The organism is Asticcacaulis solisilvae (genome assembly GCF_052327315.1).
In the GTDB taxonomy this organism is placed as follows: domain Bacteria; phylum Pseudomonadota; class Alphaproteobacteria; order Caulobacterales; family Caulobacteraceae; genus Asticcacaulis; species Asticcacaulis solisilvae_B.
Genome location: NZ_CP166196.1, coordinates 1563593 through 1586928 on the forward strand (window position 1 = coordinate 1563593; position 23336 = coordinate 1586928).

A 23336-nucleotide genomic window follows, 5' to 3' on the forward strand; every position below is an offset into this window, starting at 1 on the left:
CGCTCAGCCCGGACCGGCCGCCAATGCCGGCAGCCACCTGGCGCACGCCGATATCCGGCCTTCGAGGTTGTGCAGCGCCGCCGGCCCATGCCGCCGGTCGCTGTCGCGCAGGCGCCGGGCCGCGTCTTCAAAACCGGCATGGACGTCCTCGGCGCCGGCCCGCGTCCCATTACGGAACCATTCGACCGTGTGCGGCTCGAAGATGCGGAACATCAGGCCGTTGCCGGGATTGATCATTTCGCCGCCCCGTCCTTTGGTGATCCAGGCGCATGACAGGCCGGAATTGTGTTCGACCAGCTCGCCGCCGCCGGACTGGCGGACGGGCAGGGCGGCCTTGTTTCTTTTCATCTCCGGGTTGGACAGGAACGGACAGTGCGTCAGCGCGGTCCGCGCGCATTCCGGGTGGGCCGGAGGTTCGGCGGTACATCGGTTTATCAGGCTGACAGGGCCGATGATCCAGGCGCGGAACGCGAAAAGCCGCTGGCCGCAGATCCAGCACAGATCCTGTTTCCAGCCGTCGATCAGCTTGCGGCCGTCGACAATTCTGAAGTCGGGCTTGCCGCCCGGCCAGTCGACGAACCATGGCACGGGGATGCCGCGCTCATCGAGCGGCAGGGTTCGCATGCCTGTCGGCAGCGGATCAAATCGGTTCATGTTTTTGCCCCAGGAACCTGCGTAAACTGCGCCGGTCCATGGCGAAGTCAATAACCCCCGGCGCCTATTTTTCGGCTTCCGCCCGGCGGTAATATCAGGCCGCGGCCCGGACGCTGGCCGAAAATTCGGAGGCCGGGACGGGGCGGCCGAACAGGTAGCCCTGGAGGGCATGGACGCCGGCGGCCTTCAGGTGCTTGTGCTGGCTCTCGGTCTCGATCCCCTCGGCCACGACCTGCATGCCGAAGGCGCGGCCAAGGCCGGTGACCGCCTGGATGATGGCCAGGGCTTCCAGCGCCGGCTTGGGTTCGCCATCGAGCGCGGTGACGAAGACCTTGTCGATCTTGACCTTGTCGAAGGCGAAGCGATGCAGCGCCGTGAGACTGGAATAGCCGGCTCCGAAGTCGTCGAGGGCCAGCTTGACGCCCATGGCATGGATGTCGTCGAACACCTGCGACACGCGGCCGGGATCGTTCATGAAGGCCGTCTCGGTCATCTCCAGCACCAGCCGGCTGGGCGGATAGCCGGTTTCCGACAGGAGGCGGCGGATGTCCGACACGAAGTGCGTGTCTTCCAGTTCGATCGGCGAGACGTTGACCGCCACGGGAATCGACCAGCCCATGGTTTCGGCCAGCACGGTCCGGCGCACATGGGCGCCCAGCTTGCCGATCAGGCCGCTGCGTTCGGCCAGGGGCACGAAGACGTCGGGACCGATGGGCGCGCGGCCGTCGCGGCGCCAGCGGACCAGGGCCTCGGCGGAAACGATCTGCTGTCCGGCGCGGTCGAAGATCGGCTGATAGACCATCTCGAAGGCGCCGGCGTCGATGTCGGCCTCCAGCTCGGCGGCAAGGCCGTCGGCCGCCGGCGTCTTTGCGGCGGGGGAGGCGATGTCCTTGCCGGGCAGCGCCGTCAGCGTGCCTTGCAGCGCCGCGTGCAAGCCGGCCAGGTCGTCGGCCGTCGCCTTGCCGCCGGCCTCGCGGATCGTGTGTTCGATGGCGGCGGAAGCTTCGGCGACGGCGCGAGCGCCAAGGTTCAGGCTCATCGACTTGAGCGCATGGGCGGCGCGGGCCACGCCTTCGTCGTCGCGTGCGCCGTGCGCCGCCACCAGGTTGGCCAGCGCTTCCGGTGCATGGCGGCGGTAGAGGTCGAGCACGCGGTCAAGGAAGGCGTCGCCGCGCGCGAACAGGGGACCGGCGACCTCCATGTCGAACAGCGGGCTTCCGGCCGGCATGGCACCCGGCATGGCGACCGGGATGGCAACCGGCTGGGCGGGGACGTCCGCGGCCTGGGCCGCCGGCGCCTGGGCCAGCCCGGAGGGGAGCCAGGCTTTCAGGACGCGGCCGAGGTCGGCGACGGTGAAGGGCTTGTGCAGCACGTCGTCCATCCCGGCGTCGCGCCAGGCTTCGGCGGCGGCGCCTACCACATGGGCGGTCAGGGCGACGACGGGCAGGCGGAGCGTCCCGGCTTCCCTGTCCCGCAGAACGCGCGTCGCTTCATAGCCGTCCATGACGGGCATCGAGCCGTCCATCAGGATCAGGTCGAAGGACCGGGCTCCGATGATGTTCAGCGCGGCCTGGCCGTCATTGGCGGTTTCGCCGCGGACGCCGAAGCGCAGCAGCGCTTCCAGCGCCACTTCGCGATTGACCTCGCTGTCGTCGACGACCAGCACGCGGGCCTCGGGATAGAGGGCGTCGATCGCATCGCGGGCGGCTTCGCTGTCACGGACGGCGAAGCCGGTGCCGTCGCGTAGCCCGCACACCAGGGCATCGATGTCACGATGGCGCAGCGGGCGGGGCAGGGCGCAGGCGGCGCGGCCGGCGGCGGCCAGCGCATCGCCTTCGCCGTCCTCGGGCTCGACGGCCAGTACCAGAACCTGTGGCGCGACGCCCTTGCGGTTGGCGGCGTCGGCGATGACCAGGTCGGCATCGCCGTCCACAAGGGTAATCCCGGCCGCGGTCAGGCGGTCGGCGACGGCGCGGCGTTCGAGCGCGGCCTCGATGCGGACCGAGGCCGTGCCGCGTCCGGCCCAGGGCGGCGCGGCCGATGCGGCCTGAGGTTCGGCGGGAAGCCGGACATGGAACTGTGTGCCGTGGTTTTGGCTGGGGGCCTGTTCGCTGGTGACGGCGATGGCGCCGCCCATGGCTTCGGCCAGGCGCTTTGCGATCGACAGGCCGAGGCCCGTGCCGCCGAAACGGCGCGTCGTCGTCTGGTCTTCCTGTTCGAAGGCGGTGAAGATCGATTTCAGCTTGGACCTGGCAATGCCGATGCCGGTGTCTTCGACGACCAGCCGCCAGAAGCCCGGCTTGCTGTCGGCGGTGACATAGACGCAGACATGGCCGGTTTCGGTGAATTTCAGGGCGTTCGACACCAGGTTGGACACGACCTGGCCCAGGCGAACGGGGTCGGCGGGGACGATGCGTGGCGCGTCGGGGTCGGTAAGCGCGATCAGCTCCAGGCCCTTTTCGCGCGCCTTGGCCTTGAACAGGCTCAAAGTGTCGTCGACCAGGTCGAGGATGTCGACCTCGCAGGTCTCGACCTCAAGCTTGCCGGCCTCGATCTTGGAAAAGTCGAGGATGTCGTTGATCACGGCCAGCAGGTTGCGGCCGGACCGGGCGATGGTCGAGGCATAGCGCCGCGCCTTGGCCGGAAGGCCTTCGGCCGCCAGCAGTTCGGCCATGACCATGACGCCGTTCATCGGCGTGCGGATTTCGTGGCTCATGGTCGCCAGGAAGTCGGACTTGGCGCGGTTGGCCGATTGGGCTTCGTCCCGCGCCGCCAGATAGTCCCGGGTGCGGGCGGCGACCTCAGCCTCCAGGCCCTTCATGTGGGCGGCGATCTCGCGGTCGCGCTCGGCGATCGCGTCGAGCATGGCGTTGAAGCCGGTGACCAGGGTGCCGACCTCGTCCTCGGACCGGGTCTCGACGCGGCGCGAGAAGTCGCCTTCGGCGGCGATGGCCTTGACCGAGCGCGTCAGGTCGGCCAGGGGCGCGGTCATGCTGTATTGCAGGCGCCGGGCCAGCCACAGCGTAAAGGCCAGGGCGCCGCCGGCCAGCAGGAAGATGCCGGACAGGGCCTGCAGCAGGGTGGCGCCGAAGCCCTCGGACGTATGGACGATCACGACCTGGCCCAGGCGGTGCTGGCCGACCTGGATCGGCGCCACGACGCGGATGGTGCGTGTCAGCACCAGGTCGCGAATGCCGGCGCGCGGCGCGTTGGTATAGAGCGTCAGGTCGTTGGACAACCGCGCGCCCGCGCCGGTTTCCGCCAGGGTCTGGCCCTTCGCGTTCTGGATGCGGGCGTAGGCGACGCCAGGTGTATGTGTCACGGCGCGCAGGACGGCGAAGGCCTGGGCCTGGTTGTTCGCTTCAGCGGCTTCGACGGCGTTGCCGGCCAGCAGGTTGGCGACGGTGCTCATCGACGCCCAGCGCGTCTCGGCCTGGCGCGCGGTCTCGCGCACGATGAACAGGGTGGCGACGGGGATGGTCGAGAGCATGACCGAACCGAGCACCAGGCCGCTGAGGCGGCGGCGGATCGACGCGGTCTTACGGGGCGTCTTGCGCTCGGCGCCGCTGTCCTGGCGGTCTTTTGTCACCTTTTTCGCCATTGAGACTCAAGCCTAGCGCGCATGGATGGGATTCTCTCTATTGCTAATAATCACATGTTAAAAACTTCCTGATAAATCCAAGGGCGGGGCGATAACGAGAAAGTCCGGAGGACGATCCTCCGCCGCGTACAGGGAGCAGTTCGGACACCATGCCGAAAGACCATTTCGTTCACTTTGAGAACGCCCGTCTGCTGGTCGTGGACGACGATCCGATTTTGCGCGAATTCGCCGCCGCCAACCTGGCCACGCCCAAGGTCGAGGTCGAGGTCGCCGCCGACGGCGACGAGGCCTGGCATCGCCTGTCGCGTGGGGATTTCGACATTGCGCTGATCGACCTCGACATGCCGGTCATGGACGGTTTCGAACTGATCGGCCTGATCCGCGCCGACGAACGCCTGAAACACCTGCCGCTGGTCATCGCCACCGGCCGCGAGGACATGGACGCGGTCGACCGCGCCTACGCCGCCGGCGCGACCTCGTTCGTCGTCAAGCCGCTGAACTGGCGCCTGGTGTCGCACCAGCTGTCCTACGTGCTGCGCGCCAGCCGCGACGAGGCCTTTACGCGCAAGACGGTCAATGCCCTGCGGCGCAAGGTCGCCGTCCAGGACGAAATCCTGTCGACGGCCGAAACGCGGCTGGAACGCCTGGCCGGCATGCCGGCCACGGTCGGCCAGGCCCCGGCTGGCGAGGCCCCAGTTGGCGAGGTCGGGCATCTGCGGAGCGATATCGAGCGCCTGCGCCACGACCTGGCGCGCGCGCGCAAGCTGGTCGGGTGAATTTCTAAACCTGATTGTTCCGTAAGCGGACAATTGCCGCCTTTCAAGCGAATGTGTAGCCGCGTGTGTCATTCGCGCCGCGAAACCGCTTTAATTCCAACAAAACGGGCGCATATTACTATCATAAGAAAAAGACCGGCCATGTCGCCGGAGCAGGGATAGTAACGTGTTAGTATTTCAGCGCGCGCGGGCGTTCGTTTTCTCCGCGACCCTTATCGTAGCGGGCATCGTGCTCTATGTGCCGATCGCGCTTGTCATGGCCGTCGGAATGGGGTTGTCCAAGCCGAAGCCGGTCAACGGGCTGATCGACTTCGAACCCGCAGCCAAGCCCATGAAGACCGTGAAACGATCGCGCGCGGTTTAGTCACTTATTCACATCTTTGACAGTAGCGTTGGGCATAACCTCAGAAGAGGAACGCCATGACTGCGTTTGCCAGAAGTTTTGCATGTATCCTGTGGTTGACGGCCATTGTCGCCGCCTGCTCCACATCCTATCTCGACCAGGCCTCCACCCTGGTCACCATGGTCCGTATCTACGCCTATGCCGCCGGCGGGCTGGGTGGCCTGCTGATCATCCTGTCTTTGCCGCGCATGGCGGTTCCGCACCGGGCAGCCGCACCGGCCAGGACCTTCGTCGCCCAGCCGCGTGTCGCGCACGCCGTCCGTTCGGCGGCTCCGGTCGTGCGTCTCAAGCCCCGTCAAAGCCTGAAGCCCGCGGCGTCCGCTGACGATCCGGCTGCCCTGAAAGCCCGGTCCCGCCGCCTGTTTGTGACAGCGGCTTAGTTTTAGCGGACGAAGGACAATTCCCCCGACGGTTGCCGGAATACGTATTCAAATTCCGGCCGTGCCCACATGATGGTACAGCTCTCCCCAAGCACATAGACGCGCCCAAAGGGCCGCGCGACGGGGAGTTATCATTATGCACGCATCTCACGCGGCCGTCCGGCTGCGCCGGATTTCTGTTGTCCTGAGCCTGGGCGCGGCCCTGGCCGTCGGCGCCTGCGGTGGCGGGGGAGGAGGGGGCTCGTCCTTCGGCGGCTCGTCGTCCTCGTCTTCGTCATCTTCGTCGGCATCCGCCCTGACCCTGACCATCCATTACAAGCGGCTCGACGGCGACTATACCGGCTGGGGCCTGCACCTGTGGAACGACGATGCCGCCCATCCGGCCATCGCTACCTCGGTGGCGACCACGTGGACATCGCCGCACGCCTTCGACGGTGTGACCGGCGGATGGGATACGGCGGTCATTCCGCTGACGGATGCGTCGGCCAGGCTCGACTTCATCGTGCACAAGGGCGACGCCAAGAGCCCGATGCTGGACCTGTCGGTCACGCGCGCCACCTTCGGCAGCGATGTCTGGGTGGTGCAGGATACCGGCACCGTCTACGCCAGCCAGGCCGACGCCGACGCGGCGTTTTCCCGCGTCGGCCACCAGTCGGACAGCCTCGACCTGTCGGCCGTCACGGTCGGGTCGACAGCCTCGGCCCTGCCGGCCAACTGGAACAAGCGCGGCCAGTTCATGGAAATCTTCGTGCGCTCGTTCAAGGACAGCGACGGCGACGGCAAGGGCGACATCAAGGGCCTGACGTCCAAGCTCGACTACCTGAAGTCGCTGGGCGTCACCGGTCTGTGGCTTATGCCGATCTACAAGAGCCAGGATCACGACCACGGCTATGCGGTCGCCGACTATCGCGCTATCGAGCCCGATTACGGCACGATGGCCGATTTTGACGACCTGGTCACCCAGGCGCACGCGCGCGGCATCGGCATCGGCATCGTGCTCGACTATGTCATGAACCATTCGGCGGCGCAAAACCCTGTCTTCCTCGACGCCGTATCGTCGACGAGCAATGCGAAGCGTGACTGGTACCTGTGGAACGCCACCGATCCAGGCTGGACCGGCTACGGCGGGGCGGCGTCGTGGCACGTGTCGGAAAGCGGCTATTATTACGGCATCTTCGCCGACTCCATGCCCGACTGGAACCTGCGCAATGCGTCGGTCGTCGCCTATCACATGGACAATCTGCGCTTCTGGCTGAACCGCGGCGTCGACGGTTTCCGCTTCGACGCGGCGACATCGCTGATCGAAAACGGCCCCACAGCCTGGTACGACCAGCCGCAGAACCAGACCTTGCTGGCCCAGGCGCGCGCGGTGATTGAGACCTATGCCAACCGCTACATGGTCTGCGAAGCCTGGGACAATGTGTCGGCCTACGCGGCGTCATGCGGCCACAGCTTCGCCTTCGGCCACCAGGGCGATATCAAGACCTCGGCGACCTCGGGCGCGCTTACCGCCGGCATGGTCGGCTACCTGACCGAGGCCGACCGGGCCAGCCTGCCGCTCTTCATGTCGAACCACGACAGCGGCGCCGGCGCCCGGCCGTATTCCGAACTGAGCGGCCACGGCGAGGGCGACTATCGTATCGCGGCCGCCATCGAGCTTCTGGCCTCGGACACGCCGTTCATCTATTACGGCGAAGAGGTGGGCATGGGCAATAACAGCGACGGCGGCGATTCCGGCGTGCGCGCCCCGATGAGCTGGAGCAATACGGCGCTGACCGCCGGTTTCACGACGGGCACGCCCTATCGCGGCCTGGCGGCCAACTTCACCACGCAGAATGTGGCGGCCGAAGCCGGCGTGACGGGCTCGTTGCAAAGCTGGTACACGGCGCTGCTGGCGGCGCGCGCCAGCAATCCGGTGCTGCAGTCGGGAACGCTCACCCTGCTGTCGCATGCCGGGGACGGCAGCCTGATCTTCCTGCGCCAGGACAGCGGCCATACGGCGGTGGTGCTGATCAACCTGACCCAGGCCTCGGCGATGCTTTCGGCCGATACCGGGCTGGCGTCGACCAGCTTCACGCAACTGTTCCCGGCGGCCGGCGGTGCTGCCACCAGCAACGCTTCGGGGCGGCTAAGCGTCACGGTTCCGGCCCAGGGCGTGGTGGTTCTGTCCACGCCGTAAGGCCTGGTCCAACGGCGCGGCGGTAACGCCGCGCCGCTGCTCAAGTAAATTTGTACCAAGATTGCAAGAATTGGAGTATTATACGCCTTTAACGGCAGACGAGGCGATCATGACCAGTCGGCGTAACGCGATCTCCGTGGAGATTCATCCGGAATCCCACTTTGTCCTCTTCAAGATCCAGGGCGTCGCATACGGCAAGGAACTGCTCGACATCACCGAGCGGACCTATGCTTCGCTGACCGAGCCCTGGCGTTACAATCGCCTGTACGATATCCGGCAGTTCATCAACGTCCTGCAGTTCGACGACTTCGCGGCGATGGCCGAGCAGTGGCCCCGGCTGGCCGGGCGGGTGCGGACGCTGAAGGTCGCCATCGTGACCGAGGATCCCGTCCGTATTGCCCGGGCCGACACCTTCACGAGGGTCCTGCCGAATGTCGAAGCGCGGACCTTCGCCACGATCGAGACGGCCGAAACCTGGCTGGCGGAAGAGGTGCCGGTCAAGGCCGGGGCTTCGCACGGCTAGGATCGCCAGGGATAAGGATACCGCATTGCAGCACGAATCCGGGCATTGCTATCCACGTAACGCTTGATATAAGCTCGTTATTTTCAAGCGATTATATTTTCAAACATGGCTATCCGGAAAACCCTGCGGCCGGAAGATTTGGCGTCCGCCGCGCTGGAACTCGTTGCTGAATCGGGGATTGGTGGACTGACCCTGCGGCCCCTGGCGGCCAGGCTGGGGACGACCGTGTCGGTCGTATCCTACCAGTTCGGCCAGAAGGAACAGATTCTCGAGACCGTGATTCGCGGCGCCGGCGATGCCGAGGCCCGTTATTTCGACGACTGGCGCCGGAAGCTGGGGCCTTCGCCTGCGATTTCGGCGGGCCTGGCTGCCCACGTTCTGGAGCAGGTCCTGGTCGACCTGACGACCGGACACCGCAGCCATACCCTGTTGTATTCCGAACTCCTGTTCAATGTGAGCAGCGTGCCTGAGTCCGAGGCCCTGGCCGCATGGGTCGAGCGCCGCCGGCAGTTCTGTGCCTGGCTTGTGGCGCACATGGCGCAGCGGCCGGCCTTCGACCTGGCCGGGCTGATCGACGGCTTCCTGGTCGACGAGTGCGCCTATTCCCTGGCCCTGGACCGGCTCGAAAGCTATCGCTGGATGCGCCGGCTGTGCATCGGCCGGCTGATGGGCGGCCTGTTGCCGGCCAGCCGCGAGGCCGGCGACCAGGCGCTGTTCGACGTCAATTTCGAAAACATGCGCGATGAAGCCGGTTATGCGGCGACGCGCGAAGGCCGCGATTACGATCGTGGCCAGGACGAGATCGTCCAGGCCTGCGCCGACCTGATCTCCGAAAACGGCATATCGGGCCTGACGCACCGCTCTGTCGGCCAGAAGGCTGGAGCGGCGGCCTCGACCGTGGCCTATCATTTCCCGACCCAGCCGGACCTCGTCCGGGCGGGCCTTGCGCGGCTGATCCCCGGCGAGCAGACCCGGATACAGCGTGACGGCACGGCGATCTACGCCGCGACGGAGGTTGCACAGGCACTACCGTCCCTGCGGCGCCTCCAGGGGTTCGAGATCGCCCGGGCCGGCTTCGGCATCGCGCTGAGCGCTGTGCGCGATCCGGACTGGTTTGCCGCCGCCGCCGACTTTCGCGCGTTGCGGGGTTTCTTTTTGAGCAACACCATGATCGCGGAAATGGAACCGGTGCCATTTGACCGCCTGGGCGTGCAGGCCGTGGTGCTCAGCGCCTCCGGCTGCGCCAACCGCGACGCCTGGCAGGGAGCGGAAATAGCTACCCGCAAGGCCCTGCAATTGGTCTTCGATACCTTGGAAGCCCTTCAATAGATTGAGCAAATTTTCGTGTATGCCCGCCACGGCGAATGTCCGTCCCGCGGCCCCGAACATTCGTTCGTCGATTTCGCGTGAAAGGATGTATCCAACGATTTCATTGCCGCCCCTATGGTTGAGGCGCTCGAACAGGTGTATAAAATTAACACCCCGTTAGGTATCTTCTGACAACTTTCCCGTGCGTCAGCCACGCAGGTGTTACGCGTTTACAGGGGCTTTTGCGGTGAAAAATCTATCTGTTCGGGCACGCGTCATCGCGGCCCTGTCTATCGTCCTGGCCAGCACGCTGGGTCTTGGACTCTTCTCCATAACGCGGCTCGAAGCGGTCAATGCCGCCGCTCATGACGTATCGACCAACTGGCTGCCCGCCGCCAACTATCTCGGCGACCTGTCGCAGGATTTCGAGCTCTACCGCTCGCGCCAGGGCCAGGTCCTGCTGCTGGCCGGCGACAAGCGCGAAGCCATGGCCGCCAAGCTCGACAAGACCGGCGAAGACATCCGGAAGGACTACGCCAATTACAATGCCACGGTCGACTCGGCGGAAGAACGCGTGCTGGCCGACGCCATCAAGTCCAGCCTCGACACCTATATGGAGCAGTCCGTGCCTTTCATGCAGAAGGTCGAGGCCAACGACGTGGCCGGCGCCACCGATACCTATTTCGGCGCCATGCAGCCCCTGGTCGACAGCCTCCGCACGGCCATCCACAAGGATCGCGAATACCAGGTCGCCCAGGGCAACAAGGTCGCCGACGCCGGCATGAAGCTCGGCCGTAACGCCGCCACCCTGATTATCGCCGCCATCGTGGCGACCGCCCTGATCTGCCTCGGTATCGGCGCCCTGATGATCCGCACCGTCTCCATGCCGATCCGGCGCATGGCCGATGTCATGCGTATCCTGGCCAAGGGCGACACCTCGATCACCATCCCGAACAAGGGCGAACGCTCGGAAATCGGCGAGATGTCGGCGGCGGTCGATGTCTTCCGCGAAGGCATGATCCGCAATATCGCGCTGGAGGCCGAAGCGGCCGAGGCGCGGGAAATGGCCGAGGTCGAGCGCAAGCAGACCATGCTCAGCCTGGCCGACCAGTTCGAAAACGCCGTCGGCGGCATCGTCGAAATGGTGTCCTCGGCCGCGACTGAAATGCAGGCCACGGCGTCGCAACTGACGTCGTCCGCCCAGGAATCGGCGTCGCAGGCCACCTCGGTGTCGGCCGCCGCAGAGGAAGCGGGCACCAATGTTACCTCCGTGGCGGGGGCCGCCGAGGAACTGGGGGCGTCGGTCGGCGAAATCGGCCGCCAGGTCGAAATCTCGCTCGACAAGGCGCGTGAAGCGGCGACCGAGGCGGACACCACCGCCGCCGTCGTCCATCAGCTGTCGGATGCGGCCAACCGCATCACCAGCATTGTCGACATGATTTCGGGCATCGCGTCGCAGACCAACCTGCTGGCGCTCAACGCCACCATCGAGTCGGCCCGGGCCGGCGAGGCGGGCAAGGGCTTCGCGGTCGTGGCCGCCGAGGTCAAGGCGCTGGCCAGCCAGACCGCCAAGGCGACGACCGAGATCAATGCCCAGATCTCGGAAATCCAGACGACGACGACCCAGGCCGTGGCGGCCATCCAGAGCATCACCGGCATCATCCGCTCGATCAACGAGTCGTCGGCGACCATCGCCGCCGCCGTCGAACAGCAGGGCAGCGCCACCAAGGAGATCGTCGTTGCCGTCAACCAGGCGTCGGTCGGCACGACCGAGGTCACGGCCAGCATCACCAATGTCGCCCGCATGGCCGACGAAACCGGAGCCGGCGCGTCGCAGGTGCTGAGCGCGTCGTCGGAGTTGGCGTCCCAGGCGTCGAACCTGCGCACCCAGGTTCACGCCTTCCTCAGCCAGGTCAGGGCCGCGTAAAGCGAAAGTGTTGCCTCCTTGCCAGCGGCGGTCATGCGATCGCCGCTGGACTATTATTGGCTGTATGGGCCGGGTGGAATCCGCGTAAAAGGAATGGCATGAGCCTCACCTCGACTTATCACGCCCTGCGCGCGGCCCTTCGCCGTCACCGCAAGCTGGTGCTGGTCGCCGCGGCGATCTTGCTGCCGGTCTTCCTGCTGTCGGCGGTGGCGGTCAATTTCTGCGTCCATGACATCGCCGTCGCGAAAAAGGAACTGACGGGCACGGCCTATCTGCGCCGGGCCTGGGCCATGGTGTCGGCCTGCGATGCGCGGCAATCGGCCACCGCCTGGAACGCCGTGCCCTTCGGGACCGGCGTGAAGCCGCGTCCGCGCCTGGACGCCATGGGGCAGGCGCTCGAAGTCGAGCTGGCGCGCACTCCGGTCCAGTCCGAGACCTGCGCTCACGCCCGGACCTTCCTCGACCAGATCGCCGACGATACGGGCCTGACGCTCGATCCGCGGCCGGACTCCTATTATCTCATGGAACTGGTCGTGACCAACCTGCCGGCCTTGAGCGGCCGCAGCGCGGGGCTGGAGCAGGCATTCGGACGGGACCCGCAGAGTGCGCACGGGCAGGGTGCGCTCACCTTCGGCGCCGGAGCATTGCGCGACGCGCTGCAGACGGTGACCGCGTCGGTCGCCGACGCGTCCCACGGCGCCGACGGCAGCGTGCAGGTGGCGACGGCGGTGCCGCTGGTGCGCCTGTCCGACAGCATCCAGCGCTATGCCGAAGCGGCCGAAGGCGCGTCTGTAGGACTGGGCGACAAGGACATGCCCGCGCGTGCGAGGGGCATGGTGCGCGAGGTGCGCGGCGCGACCGACAGCCTCTGGGTCGTCGGCGTCAACCAGCTGGAACGGCTGCTGGCCCGGCGGATCGCCGCTGCGCGCCTGACCCTGTGGGCCACACTGGCCGGGGCCGCGGCGCTGACCGTGCTCGCGATCATGGCCCTGGTCTGGTACGACCTCTACACCCAGCGCGAAGAGGTCATGCAGCTCAACGACAGCCTCAGGCAGTCGAACGAGGAGCTTGAGCGCTTCGCCTATATCTGTTCGCACGACATGCAGGAACCCGTGCGCATGATGAGCCTGTATGCCGAGATGCTGATGGAGGACGCGGGCGAACGGCTGGACGAGGCCGACCGCCGGCACGTCGATTTCATCGTGCGCAATTCCCGCGTCATGAAGACCATGATCAGCGACATCCTACGCTTCTCGCGGGTCGGCCGCGATCCGGTCGAGTTCTATCCGGTCGACAGCGAGGCCATCCTGAAGGACGTGCTGCTCGAACTGGCGCCCGAAATCGAGCGATTAAACGCCAGGGTGACCTTTTCGGGCCTGCCGGCCTTCCGCACCAATCCGACCCTTGTCCGCCTGTTGTTCCAGAACCTTGTCGGCAATGCGCTCAAGTTCCAGACCGGCGCGCGGGCGCCGGAGATCGCGGTTTCGGCGGAGGAGGGTGACAAGGCCTGGCGCTTCGAGGTCCGCGACAACGGCATCGGCATAGACGAGCGCTACCGCGACGAGGTCTTCGCCATCTTCCGGCGCCTCCATACGCGTGACGAATTCCCCGGCAACGGCATCGGTCTGTCGACCTGCCGCAAGTTCCTCGGCCTTGTCGGCGGCGCCATCGACTTCACGTCGGTGCCGGGCGAGGGGACGACGTTTACCTTCATCCTGCCGGAGGCGCGCCTTGGCGGGCAATGAAAGTGTAATAAAACAACGTAGTTCCGGCTTAGAGATGGATTAAGGATGTCGTGGTAATCGATTTCCTGAAGGCAGTCCCTTGTGGGGGCGCGTGCCGATCCTTTTCTGCGAAGGTTGTCAGGCCGGTGATGAGATTGCTGTTCCGAAAGTACGCGTCCGATAAACGCGGCAACACCGCCATGGTGTTCGCCCTGTCCCTGGTCGCGCTGCTGAGCGCGGTCGCCGGCGCCGTCGATTTCTCGCAACTGCTGTGGCAGAAGCGCCAGGCCCAGGACGCGCTCGACGAAGCCGCGCTGGCCGTGGCCATTTCGTCGACCAACGACACCGACACGCAGAAGACGATCGCCCTGACGGTCTTCAAGCAGAATGTCGACGCCAAGAAGGTCAATGCGACCATCACGGCGATGAATTTCAATTCGACGGCGCGTACCTTCGCCATGACGGCGAGCGGCACCTACCAACCCTATCTGTTGCAACTGGTCGGCATCACCTCCATGCCGTACACGGTCAACAGCAGTACGATCAAGGCGGCGGACGGAACGCTGGAAGTCGCCCTGGTGCTCGACAATACCTGGTCGATGAGCGAGGCGCTGGATGGGTCCCAGACCAAGATCCAGGTGCTGAAGACCGCCGCCGCGTCGCTGGTCTCGTCGGTCATGACGACGGCCAACAAGAGCTACGTCAAGATGGCCATCGTGCCGTACGCCAACTACGTCAATGTCGGCACGGCCAATCGCAGCCAGAGCTGGATGTCGGTGCCGGCCGACTATTCGACGACCTCGACCAAGACCTGCACCACCATATCGACCCAGACGACCTGCAGCGGCGGCACCAAGGGCACCTGCACCGGCACCCAGGACGGCGTGCCCTATACCTACAGCTGCTGGATCGTGGCGCAGACCTGTACGACGGTGAATATCACGCCGTATACGAGCTGCACCACGCCGACGACGACCAATTACAAGTGGTACGGCTGCGTCTATAACCAGATGTCGTCGGGCAAGCTGGTCATGCCCGACCCCACGACGGCCTATGTCGGCTTCCTGGGGACCAGCCAGGCGTGCCTGAATCCCATCGTACCGCTGACCAACGACAGTTCGGTCATCACCACCGGCATCAACGGGCTGGTGGTCAACATCGGCAGCTACAAGCCGGAAACCTATATCCCGAGCGGCCTGATCTGGGGCGTCAACGTGCTGTCGCCGCCGGCGCCCTTCCAGGAAGGCGCGGCCTATGACAGCAAGAACAAGCAACCGCGCAAGGCCATCGTGCTGATGACCGACGGCGCCAACACGCAATATTCGACCTCGTCGGGCAGCGTGTCGACGGCCAACGCCACGCAGCTCGCGACCACCTATTCCGACCAGAAGCGGGTCTGCGACTACGCCAAGTCGAAGAATATCGAAATCTACGCCATCGGCTTCGGCGTGACCGACGCGACATCGCTGGCCAACCTGAAATACTGCGCCACCGATACCGCGCACTATTTCGACGCCCAGAGCTCGGCCGACCTGATCGCCGCCTTCAAGACCATCGGCGGTCAGTTGACCAAGGTGCGGATCACCGGCTAATCCGCCTTGCGCCACCGCTTCCAGCGGGCGGTCAGGGCACGCGCCAGCTTTTTCGGACGGGCGCGGTAGAAGGCGGCCGCCGCGGCAAAAGCCTGGTCCTGCATATCCTTGCGCTTCGACGCAATGACCGCGCGCTGCTCATCGGTGACCTTGTCCGCCAGCACCGACAGGTCGTGGTCCTGCCCCAGCAGGTCGCCCTGCATCTTCAATTGCCTGTTCCAGCGTGAGACCCGCTTCGGCCAGATGTCCTTCAGCGCCTCGAGCTGGTAGCGCAGGGACTTGGCCTGCTTGCGCCATTCGTGCAGCGCTTCCGTATCGCGGGTTTTCAACGCCTCGGCGTGGGCCGCGCTGGCTTTTTTCCATATACGGCGGAACGCGGTCCTCGGGTGGGCGTGGCTGAGCGTCAGGCCTTCCAGGCGGCGCCGCGCCGGGAACAGGGCGTCGCGCACGTGCGACAGGGCATCAGGCATGGGCATGGCCGTTTCGATAGAGGCGGCCTCGGCCTGGAGGGCAGCGCGCAAGGACGCGGTGTCGGCGGGGGCGAAATGCGCCGTGCCGTCCTTTTCCAGTGCTTCGAGCGTGCGGATGAGCACATGGCTGTCGCGGCGTCCGGAAAACAGACGCCCGAGGTCGCGGACCATGGCATTTTCGCGGGCAAAGGCCTCTTCACCCATGGCGTCGCGCAGGATCCGCAGCCAGGCGCGGATGCGCTTTCCCGATACCCTGAGGTCGTGCACTTCGTGGTCAGGGCGCGGCGGATAGCACATGTCGTCCATCTCGCGCAGGATCAACTGACGCACGCTTTCGGCCAGGGGCCTGTGGGCGATGTGGAGATTCGTCATGATGCGACTATAGCCGCCGCCGGCCCGCCAGTCGATGCGGCTTGCCTGCCGCCCGAATAAGCCGCGCGCCGTTTTTCAGGAGCCGACAGGGTTAGCAAAGCCCTAATAAGGAAAGAGTATTTTCAAAAATATAGGAAACATATTGATAAGTATTTCGGAATATTGTGCGTTTAGTTTATTGCTGTGGCCGGGGCGGTATTTTTGCCATCGGTCGCCTTGAGTAGAGAATACGGTTGAATACGTACCCGACGTCTTCTGTTTCGGAACCCTTGCCTGTGAATGCGAAGGGCGGCGCCGGCTGGCTCCATATCACCAACCTGAAATTCGAGGCGGCGATCTTCATGCTGATCGCCCTGACCTTTGCCGCGGTGCTGGGCCAGGAGGCCATCACCAGCAAGGAGCTGGCGTTCACTTCGCAGGACAGCAAGTACTATCCGTATTCCTATACCGACAAGAATGACGGCGGCAATTCGGTCCTGACGCAATCGACCACCCCGTTGAAATGGTCGTGCGACCTGATTCCGGGCAAGGCCCAGTACCTCTATTGCGGCTACGGCCTGTGGCTTGACCAGGACAACAAGGGCAAGGGGCTCGACCTGTCCAAATACAAGGACATCACGATCCGGTTCAACTATCACGGCGTGGGTACGCGCATGAAGCTGACCATCCAGAGCGCTCCCCCGGCCGAGCTTAAGGCCAAGATGGACAAGGGCGAGACCATGCCGATGGTCGCGATCTTCGATGTCGCCCAGGGACAGAACGAAATTCATCTGGCCACCACCCAGTTCAGGGCCGAACAGTGGTGGATTTCGAAGCACAGCATCCCGCCGGACGAAGCCGTTTCCAAGCTCGACAACGTCATCTCTTTCGCCTTCGGTTCGGGCGACCTGACACCGCCGGGCCGTCTGGCCGTGTCGGTACAGAAGATCGATTTCAAAGGTGTCTCGATCTCGACGGCCCAGTGGTACCTGATCATCCTCGGTGCCTGGCTGGTGGCGACCGGCGCCTTCCTGGTGCTGCGTTTCCTCGGCCTGCGCCGCGCTTACGAAGACCGCCAGCGCCGCCAGGCCGAAGAGGCCCGCGTGCTGGCCGAAGCCCGCATCGCCGCCGAGGACGCCAGCGCCGCCAAGTCGCAATTCCTGGCCAATATGAGCCACGAGCTGCGCACGCCGCTCAACGCCATCCTCGGCTACGCGCAACTGCTGAACGGCACGGCCCTGACGCCGCCGCAGTCGTCGGCGGTCCAGACCATCTACTCCAGCGGCGAACACCTGCTGACAATGATCACCGACATTCTCGACATCGCCAAGGTCGAGGCGGGCAAGCTGGACCTGCTGCCGGAAACCTTCGACATCCGCGCCTGTGTGCAGACCGTGGCGCAGATGATCCGCCTGCGCGCCGAGGAAAAGGGCCTGGACTTCACGGTCTCTGTCGCCGGCGACGTGCCGCACAGCGTGGTCGCCGACCAGAAGCGCGTGCGCCAGGTGTTGATCAACCTGCTCGGTAACGCCATCAAGTTCACCCAGGCGGGCGCGGTCCGCATGGCGGTTTCGGCGGTTGCCGTGGAGGAGGGCGCGGCCCGTCTGCGCTTCGACATCATCGACACCGGCATCGGCATCGCGCCCGAGCACATCGGCCGCATCTTCCGGCCGTTCGAGCAGTCCGGAAATTCGATCGACCGAAGCGGCGGTACGGGCCTTGGTCTCAGCATCACGCACAAGATCGTCCAGATGATGGACGGCGACATCACGGTCGAGAGCGAACTGGGCAAGGGCAGCCGCTTCCGCGTAGAAGCGGTCCTTCCGCTGGCCGCTGCCGATGAGACCGCGCAGGCCCCGGCCCAGGATTGCGGCCGCTACGAAGTCCTGATCGTCGACGACCGCAAGGCCAATGTCGACCTGCTGAAGGCGGCGCTGGAATCGCGCGGCTTCCGCGTGCGCACGGCCAGGAACGGGCTGGACGCCGTCGCCAGCTTCGACACGGCGCCGTCCGACGTCGTCCTGACGGACCTTAAGATGCCGGTGCTCGACGGCAGCGAAGCCATCCGCCGCATTCGTGCCCGCGCCACCCGCCATGTGCCGGTGATCGCCATCACCGCCAATCCTTCGCCGGAAGCCGAGGCCGAAGCGCTGGCCGCCGGCGCCGACCGCCTGCTGGCCAAGCCGGTCGACCTCGAGCGCCTGCACCAGGTCATGACCGGGCTGCTGGAAACCTCGGCGGCCGTCCGGGAAGCGGAAGCAAAGCCCGTCGTCGTGCCGCAGGGCGAGGTCTATGACCGCCTGCTGGCCCTGGCGCGCGAAGGCAATCTGCGCGCCATCCGCAAGGAAGTTCCCGCCATTGAGGCCCTCGGGCCGCAATATGCGCCATTCGCCAGCCGCCTGGACGCTCTGGCGGCCGCTTGGCAATCTCCCGCCGTGCTTCGCTTGATCGAGCAGGGCGCCGAAGAAAAGACCGCCGCCTGACAGTAATGAGTACGCCCATGTCCCACCCGCGCATCCTTGTCGTCGACGACAATCCCGTCAATCTGGGGGTTCTGGTCGATAACCTCGAAGTCCACGGCTATGAAGTGCTGGTCGCCCTCGGCGGCCACGAGGCGCTCGACCGCGTGCGCTTCGCCAGGCCCGACCTGGTGCTGCTCGATGTCATGATGCCCGACATGGACGGCTTCGAAACCTGCCGCCGCCTTAAGGCCGACCCGGCCAGCCACGATATCCCGGTCATTTTCATGACGGCGCTGACCGACGTCGACAGCAAGGTCAAGGCGTTTGCCGCCGGCGGCGTCGACTATGTTTCCAAGCCCTTCCAGATCGAGGAACTGATGGCGCGGGTGCGGACGCACCTGGCCCTGCGCCAGGCGCAACTGGACCTGATGGCGCAGAAGGCCAGCCTGGAGGAGGAAGTGGTGACCCGTACGGAGGCCGAGGCCCGGGTCCGTTACCTGGCGCTGCACGACGCCCTGACCGGTCTGCCCAACCGCAACCTGCTGATGGACCGGCTGAACCACGCCATCGCCCACGCCCGCCGCGACGGCACCCAGGTCGGCCTCTTGCTGCTCGACCTCGACCATTTCAAGCATATCAATGACAGCCTCGGGCACTTTGTCGGCGACGCCCTGCTGGAAGAGGTCGCCAGGCGCCTGCGCAGTTGCCTGCGCGAAAGCGACACGCCGGCGCGTCTCGGTGGCGACGAATTCGTGGTGGCGGCCACGGGCCTGGAAAAGCCCGAGGATGCCGAAGCCCTGGCGCAGCGCATCCTGGAAGCCTTTCGCCCCATGGCCAAGGTCGGCCGCCACGACCTGCATATCGGCTCCAGCATCGGCATCGCGCTCTATCCCGGCGACGGCGACAATCCCGCGGCCCTGCTGCAGGCGGCCGATACCGCCATGTACCAGGCCAAGAAGAAGGGCAGGGGCAGCTACCGCCTGTTCACGCGCGACCTCAGCGTCGCCGCCGAACGCTGGCACGTCCTGTCTAACGACCTGCACGGCGCCTGCGAGCGCGGCGAATTCGTGCTGCACTACCAGCCGCAGGTCGCTGCCGACAGTTCCGACATTACCGGCTTCGAGACCCTTCTGCGCTGGAACCATCCCCAGCAGGGCCTGATCCAGCCCGGCCTGTTTATCCCGTTGCTGGAAGAGCACGGCAAGATGGTCGAGGTCGGCCGCTGGGTGCTGATGACCGCCTGCCGCCAGAACGCCCTGTGGCAAAAGCAGGGCCTGCCCCGGGTCCGCGTCGCCGTGAACCTGTCGGCGCAGCAATTCTATCGTGGCGATATCGTGCGAACGGTGCGCGAGGCGCTGGACCAGTCGGGTCTCAAGCCCGAGTGGCTGGAACTGGAACTGACCGAAAGCCTGACGCTGGACGACACCGAAACCACCATGCGCATCATGCGCGAGCTGAAGGCGCTGGGCGTCAAACTGTCGCTCGACGATTTCGGCACGGGCTGGTCGTCGCTCGGCTATCTCAAGCGCTTTCCGCTCGACCGCATCAAGATCGACCGCTCCTTCGTGCGCGACCTGGTCAGCGACCATTCGACGGCGGCCATCGTGCACAGTATCCTGGACCTGGCGCGCTCGCTGGACCTCGACTGCGTGGCCGAAGGCGTCGAAACGACGGAGCAACTGGAGCGTCTGCGGGCGGAACGCTGCCCCGGCATTCAGGGTTTCCTGTTCAGTCAGGCAGTCGAAGCCGCGGCGGTGCCGGCCATGCTGGCGACCGGCCTGCGTCCCGCCGACATCCTGTCGAAGAGCGACGCGGCCTGATTCAGCTCGAGCGCCGTCAATCGTCGTTGGCCATAAGGCCTGATCAGTGGCTGCGGCTGTCGCAGCCGATCCGCGCCAGGAACTCGGTGAGCAGGCCGGGCTGAAGCGACGGCGGCATGCCCGTGCGCATCACTTCCGGATAATCCCTCAGGCGCGCGCCCCTGGCATAGACCGGCACATGGATGCCGGGCACGTGCAGGAAGGTCGGGTGGGACTCGTCCGCGCGGGCATAGCCGATGAAAAGATTGTGGTATTGCGCGCCGAACTTCTGGCGGCCCGGGCGCGGGACCAGGTGATGGTCGGCGCTGTCGTACCACAGGTCCATATGGCTGGCGGTGGTGCGGCCGGCGGTCTTCGCGAACCAGCCCAGGAACAGGGCGAAACCGTTGGGCAGGGCGTCGCGGCGGCGAATGGCCGATACCAGATCGCGCGGCGTGTCGTGCAGCGACAACTGGGCTTCGCGCGTGCAGGCGGTCTTCAGCAGCCACCATGACAGCAGTTCGGCTTCCGGCTCGGCGACCGTCAGCTGGCCGGTGGTGAGCAGCCGCGTCAGCACGTCCTCGACCGACGTGTCCAGGTCCCTCATCCAGCCCTTGTTGCAGTCTTCGCAGACGGACGGCGGGACGGTGCGGGACCGGGCAGCCGGCGCCATGCCGGTGCGCATGACGACCGAGGCGGGTTCCGAATGCCGCACGGCCCAGGCGGCATGAAAGGCGCGCCCGGCGCTGCCGGTTACGGACTCACAGAAATAACAGTTGTGTTCCACTCTGGCAGCCCTCCGTAAGAGGAGGCGGATCGGCATTGCGCCTGTTCTGCATTGCTCCGATGGCGGATTATTCCGAATAATCTGCAATGGTGCATTGCCAAAAGAAACGGCACATGCTTCGCCCCATAACACGGGTATTAATTTTTGTTAACTGGCGCAAGGCCTTACGTCGAAAGGATGTAAAAGACTAGACGGGCTGTTGCTGCGGCGCAACGGGGAGGCCCCGGCAAGGCACATCGAAAATGCATTCGTTTTTACAGGAGGCGAATCCTGCTACTTTCGGTCGTGTGAAAATTTCAGGGGGTAACGATGACCGAAATAACGCTCAACGGGATGCGCATGGCGTTCAATGCGTCGGGCATAGCGCGTCTTGATCATGGTGCCGATCAGAACGGACAGCCGGCGGTCACCGTCTACGGTTCCATTCCGCACACTTTCATTTTCGCCGGGACGGCGCAGCAGTTCATGGCCGTGATCGGTGTAAACGGCGGCTATGTCGATGTGCGCGGCGCGCCGGGCGGGGCACTGATGACGCTGAACGCCAAGGCTGTGTCCTGGATACGCGAGCCGCTTCCGAGCGATCACCCTGCCGCGCAAAGCGTGCTGCAATGTGGCGGTGTTACCCTGAACCTTCTGGATACCTATGCGACCGTCCTGGCGGCGGTAAAGCAGGCCGGCGGCGGTTTGTAAGGCTGGCCATATGACCGGCCCCGGGGTGCCCGTATCGTCCCCCGGGGCCGGGAGGCTGTCAAATGCGGAAAGCTTTACCGGTTCCGTGAACGCCGTCGATAACCACAACCTCCGTCGCGATGACGGGTTCAGGGTGCTTGCATCCTGGTGTCCCCCAGTCGGACTCGAACCGACACACCTCTCGGTACTCGGATTTTGAGTCGAGTATATTCGTTGATTTCACTGCATAAAATAGGACTATGTGCTTGTTGGTGTGCTAAGTGCGGTGTCGGCAGTATCAGGGTTCAGTCACGTCACTTCGGACAGACCGGCCTTGCGCATTTCGACCAGAAGCCGCCGGGGGTGGCCTGACAATAGCCTCTTTCGGTGAGGTTCCTGATCGCGTAGTCGCGGTCCCTGCAGGCTGGGGTGTTCCGGTAAGGCATAGTTTGGCCGATTTGGCCTCGTCGTCGACGATCGTCGCGACGAGATCATCGAGCGGCTCGCGGCGATCTCGGTCGCAGGGATGGAAGCGGCCGGTCGGGAACGAGGTTTCGAGCAGGCCGACAGGACGATGATGGCTAATGTCGCTCCGTTCATTCGCCACATATTCGTTCCGTCCGCCCTGCGGCGAAGAGAGCGCCCCTTCGTTCCGCCCAGGCTTGCCAAGAGACGGCTGATCAGTAGCGTTTCCCTATCGTTGTGCAACGTCTTTAAACGCTGTCGCAAAAGTATTGGTAGGAAAAAATCGATATCGACTTCAAAAATTTCTAATTCCGGCAATTTTAAAGGTCATTTTGGGTATTTTTCTGCTGTTATTTCAAAATAATCGAAAAATAATTTAGCAATATAATCCATTAAATACATGTGGTTGCGGATGCACATGTGAATTTATAGATGCGAATGATAAATAAAATTTCGAATAATGTGGATTTTTCTGACGTTCATGCCCAAATATGCAAAAGGCCGGCAGGATCGTGGCAAATGCCCCGGGGCCACGCCTGAAAGGCCCTGTTATATGTCCGTATTCAACCAGGCGCGAAAAAGCCGCGTTGCCACCATGACATTGTTCCCTTCCGGTCCCGAGCCGTTGCCGTCGCCTTCAAGGCACGGGCGTGGCGCCGTCACGGTCTCGACCGCTCACGCAATATCGGGTGGGCTGCGATACCGGCCTGCGCCGTTTTATCTTAAGATAGAGGGCCTCGACGGGCCGCGCCCGCCGCGCTATGTTCAGAGGGACTGATATCATGACGTCTCCCGACCGCAGCGTCCAGGACCTCGTCCACTCCCAAGTCCTGAAGAGCCTTGTTGCCCTGGTTTCGCGTCACGACCCGAAGCTGCTTATCCGCCTGGAGGCCGATGTCGGCCGCTTCGTCTCGGCCTTGCCGCCGGATCAGCAGGCGGCCGCGCTGGCCTGCTTTTCGAGCTTCATGGGCGGCGTCGTCAGTGCGGATTTCCGCGCTGGCGCCGAAACCTTGCTGGAAGGGGCGCCGGATTGGGTCAAGATTTGGCTGGACGCCCCTTATTCGGGTAAGCCGGACGGTTCGGCGGCCATCCATTTCGAACTCATTCCCCGCAATTCAAAGTGGCGGATTACGCAGGAGGGCAAGCTGTACGGCGAATTCCTCAAGCGCGAGGACGCTGTTATTACCGTGAAGGCCGCAGTCGACGCCATCCGCGTGGCGGGCGGGGAAGCGGACTGGTTCGACGCCGTGAACTGACGGTTGCAAG

General features: G+C 64.7%; 17 protein-coding genes. 13 read left to right on the top strand and 4 right to left on the bottom strand.

All coding sequences use genetic code 11. The features are described 5' to 3' along the window. Positions 1 to 3 precede the first annotated feature (3 nt). Complete coding sequence (locus tag AB8717_RS07105; RefSeq protein ID WP_443750333.1) at positions 4 to 654, bottom strand: hypothetical protein; 651 nt, start codon at positions 652 to 654, stop codon at positions 4 to 6. A 94-nt stretch (positions 655 to 748) separates the two neighbouring features. After that, positions 749 to 4243, bottom strand: coding sequence for an EAL domain-containing protein (locus tag AB8717_RS07110; RefSeq protein ID WP_443750334.1), 3495 nt, complete (start codon positions 4241 to 4243; stop codon positions 749 to 751). A gap of 161 nt (positions 4244 to 4404) precedes the next feature. On the opposite strand from AB8717_RS07110, the gene AB8717_RS07115 reads away from it, so the two are divergent. The 9 genes from AB8717_RS07115 (at position 4405) to AB8717_RS07155 (ending at position 15067) form a co-directional block, all read left to right on the top strand. Beyond that, complete coding sequence (locus AB8717_RS07115) at positions 4405 to 5031, top strand: response regulator (RefSeq protein WP_443750335.1); 627 nt, start codon at positions 4405 to 4407, stop codon at positions 5029 to 5031. A 166-nt stretch (positions 5032 to 5197) separates the two neighbouring features. Continuing rightward, entirely contained in the window at positions 5198 to 5395 is a 198-nt protein-coding gene (locus tag AB8717_RS07120; RefSeq protein ID WP_443750336.1) for a hypothetical protein, read from the top strand. Positions 5396 to 5451: 56 nt separating this feature from the next. Continuing rightward, positions 5452 to 5814 carry a hypothetical protein gene (locus AB8717_RS07125; RefSeq protein ID WP_443750337.1) on the top strand — a complete coding sequence of 121 codons (363 nt, stop codon included), beginning with the start codon at positions 5452 to 5454 and terminating at the stop codon, positions 5812 to 5814. Between the two features lie 136 nt (positions 5815 to 5950). Next, entirely contained in the window at positions 5951 to 7993 is a 2043-nt protein-coding gene (locus tag AB8717_RS07130) for an alpha-amylase family glycosyl hydrolase (RefSeq protein WP_443750338.1), read from the top strand. Positions 7994 to 8102: 109 nt separating this feature from the next. Continuing rightward, positions 8103 to 8516 carry a hypothetical protein gene (locus AB8717_RS07135; protein ID WP_443750339.1) on the top strand — a complete coding sequence of 138 codons (414 nt, stop codon included), beginning with the start codon at positions 8103 to 8105 and terminating at the stop codon, positions 8514 to 8516. A 105-nt stretch (positions 8517 to 8621) separates the two neighbouring features. Next, complete coding sequence (locus tag AB8717_RS07140; RefSeq protein ID WP_443750340.1) at positions 8622 to 9845, top strand: TetR family transcriptional regulator; 1224 nt, start codon at positions 8622 to 8624, stop codon at positions 9843 to 9845. A 226-nt stretch (positions 9846 to 10071) separates the two neighbouring features. Continuing rightward, positions 10072 to 11751, top strand: a complete 1680-nt coding sequence (locus tag AB8717_RS07145) for a methyl-accepting chemotaxis protein (RefSeq protein WP_443750341.1) — start codon at positions 10072 to 10074, stop codon at positions 11749 to 11751. Between the two features lie 98 nt (positions 11752 to 11849). Then, the gene (locus AB8717_RS07150; RefSeq protein WP_443750342.1) at positions 11850 to 13496 is read left to right on the top strand and encodes a sensor histidine kinase; all 1647 of its coding nucleotides are present in this window, start codon (positions 11850 to 11852) and stop codon (positions 13494 to 13496) included. Positions 13497 to 13624: 128 nt separating this feature from the next. Further along, positions 13625 to 15067 carry a vWA domain-containing protein gene (locus AB8717_RS07155; RefSeq protein ID WP_443750343.1) on the top strand — a complete coding sequence of 481 codons (1443 nt, stop codon included), beginning with the start codon at positions 13625 to 13627 and terminating at the stop codon, positions 15065 to 15067. Here the strand turns inward: AB8717_RS07155 and AB8717_RS07160 are convergent. Then, positions 15064 to 15909, bottom strand: a complete 846-nt coding sequence (locus tag AB8717_RS07160; protein ID WP_443750344.1) for a CHAD domain-containing protein — start codon at positions 15907 to 15909, stop codon at positions 15064 to 15066. The two genes, AB8717_RS07155 and AB8717_RS07160, sit on opposite strands and share 4 nt — an antisense overlap. A 275-nt stretch (positions 15910 to 16184) precedes the next feature. Between AB8717_RS07160 and AB8717_RS07165 the strand changes: the two genes are divergently transcribed. Continuing rightward, the gene (locus AB8717_RS07165) at positions 16185 to 18371 is read left to right on the top strand and encodes an ATP-binding protein (protein ID WP_443750345.1); all 2187 of its coding nucleotides are present in this window, start codon (positions 16185 to 16187) and stop codon (positions 18369 to 18371) included. Between the two features lie 17 nt (positions 18372 to 18388). Continuing rightward, on the top strand, positions 18389 to 20170 hold the full coding sequence (locus AB8717_RS07170) for a putative bifunctional diguanylate cyclase/phosphodiesterase (RefSeq protein WP_443750346.1): 1782 nt from the start codon (positions 18389 to 18391) through the stop codon (positions 20168 to 20170). Positions 20171 to 20213: 43 nt separating this feature from the next. Here the strand turns inward: AB8717_RS07170 and AB8717_RS07175 are convergent, their stop codons facing one another. Further along, entirely contained in the window at positions 20214 to 20936 is a 723-nt protein-coding gene (locus AB8717_RS07175; protein WP_443750347.1) for a hypothetical protein, read from the bottom strand. A 309-nt stretch (positions 20937 to 21245) separates the two neighbouring features. Here AB8717_RS07175 and AB8717_RS07180 point away from each other — a divergent pair, with 309 nt between their 5' ends. Then, positions 21246 to 21626, top strand: a complete 381-nt coding sequence (locus tag AB8717_RS07180) for a hypothetical protein (RefSeq protein ID WP_443750348.1) — start codon at positions 21246 to 21248, stop codon at positions 21624 to 21626. Between the two features lie 1226 nt (positions 21627 to 22852). After that, on the top strand, positions 22853 to 23326 hold the full coding sequence (locus AB8717_RS07185) for a hypothetical protein (RefSeq protein ID WP_443750349.1): 474 nt from the start codon (positions 22853 to 22855) through the stop codon (positions 23324 to 23326). Positions 23327 to 23336 lie beyond the last annotated feature (10 nt).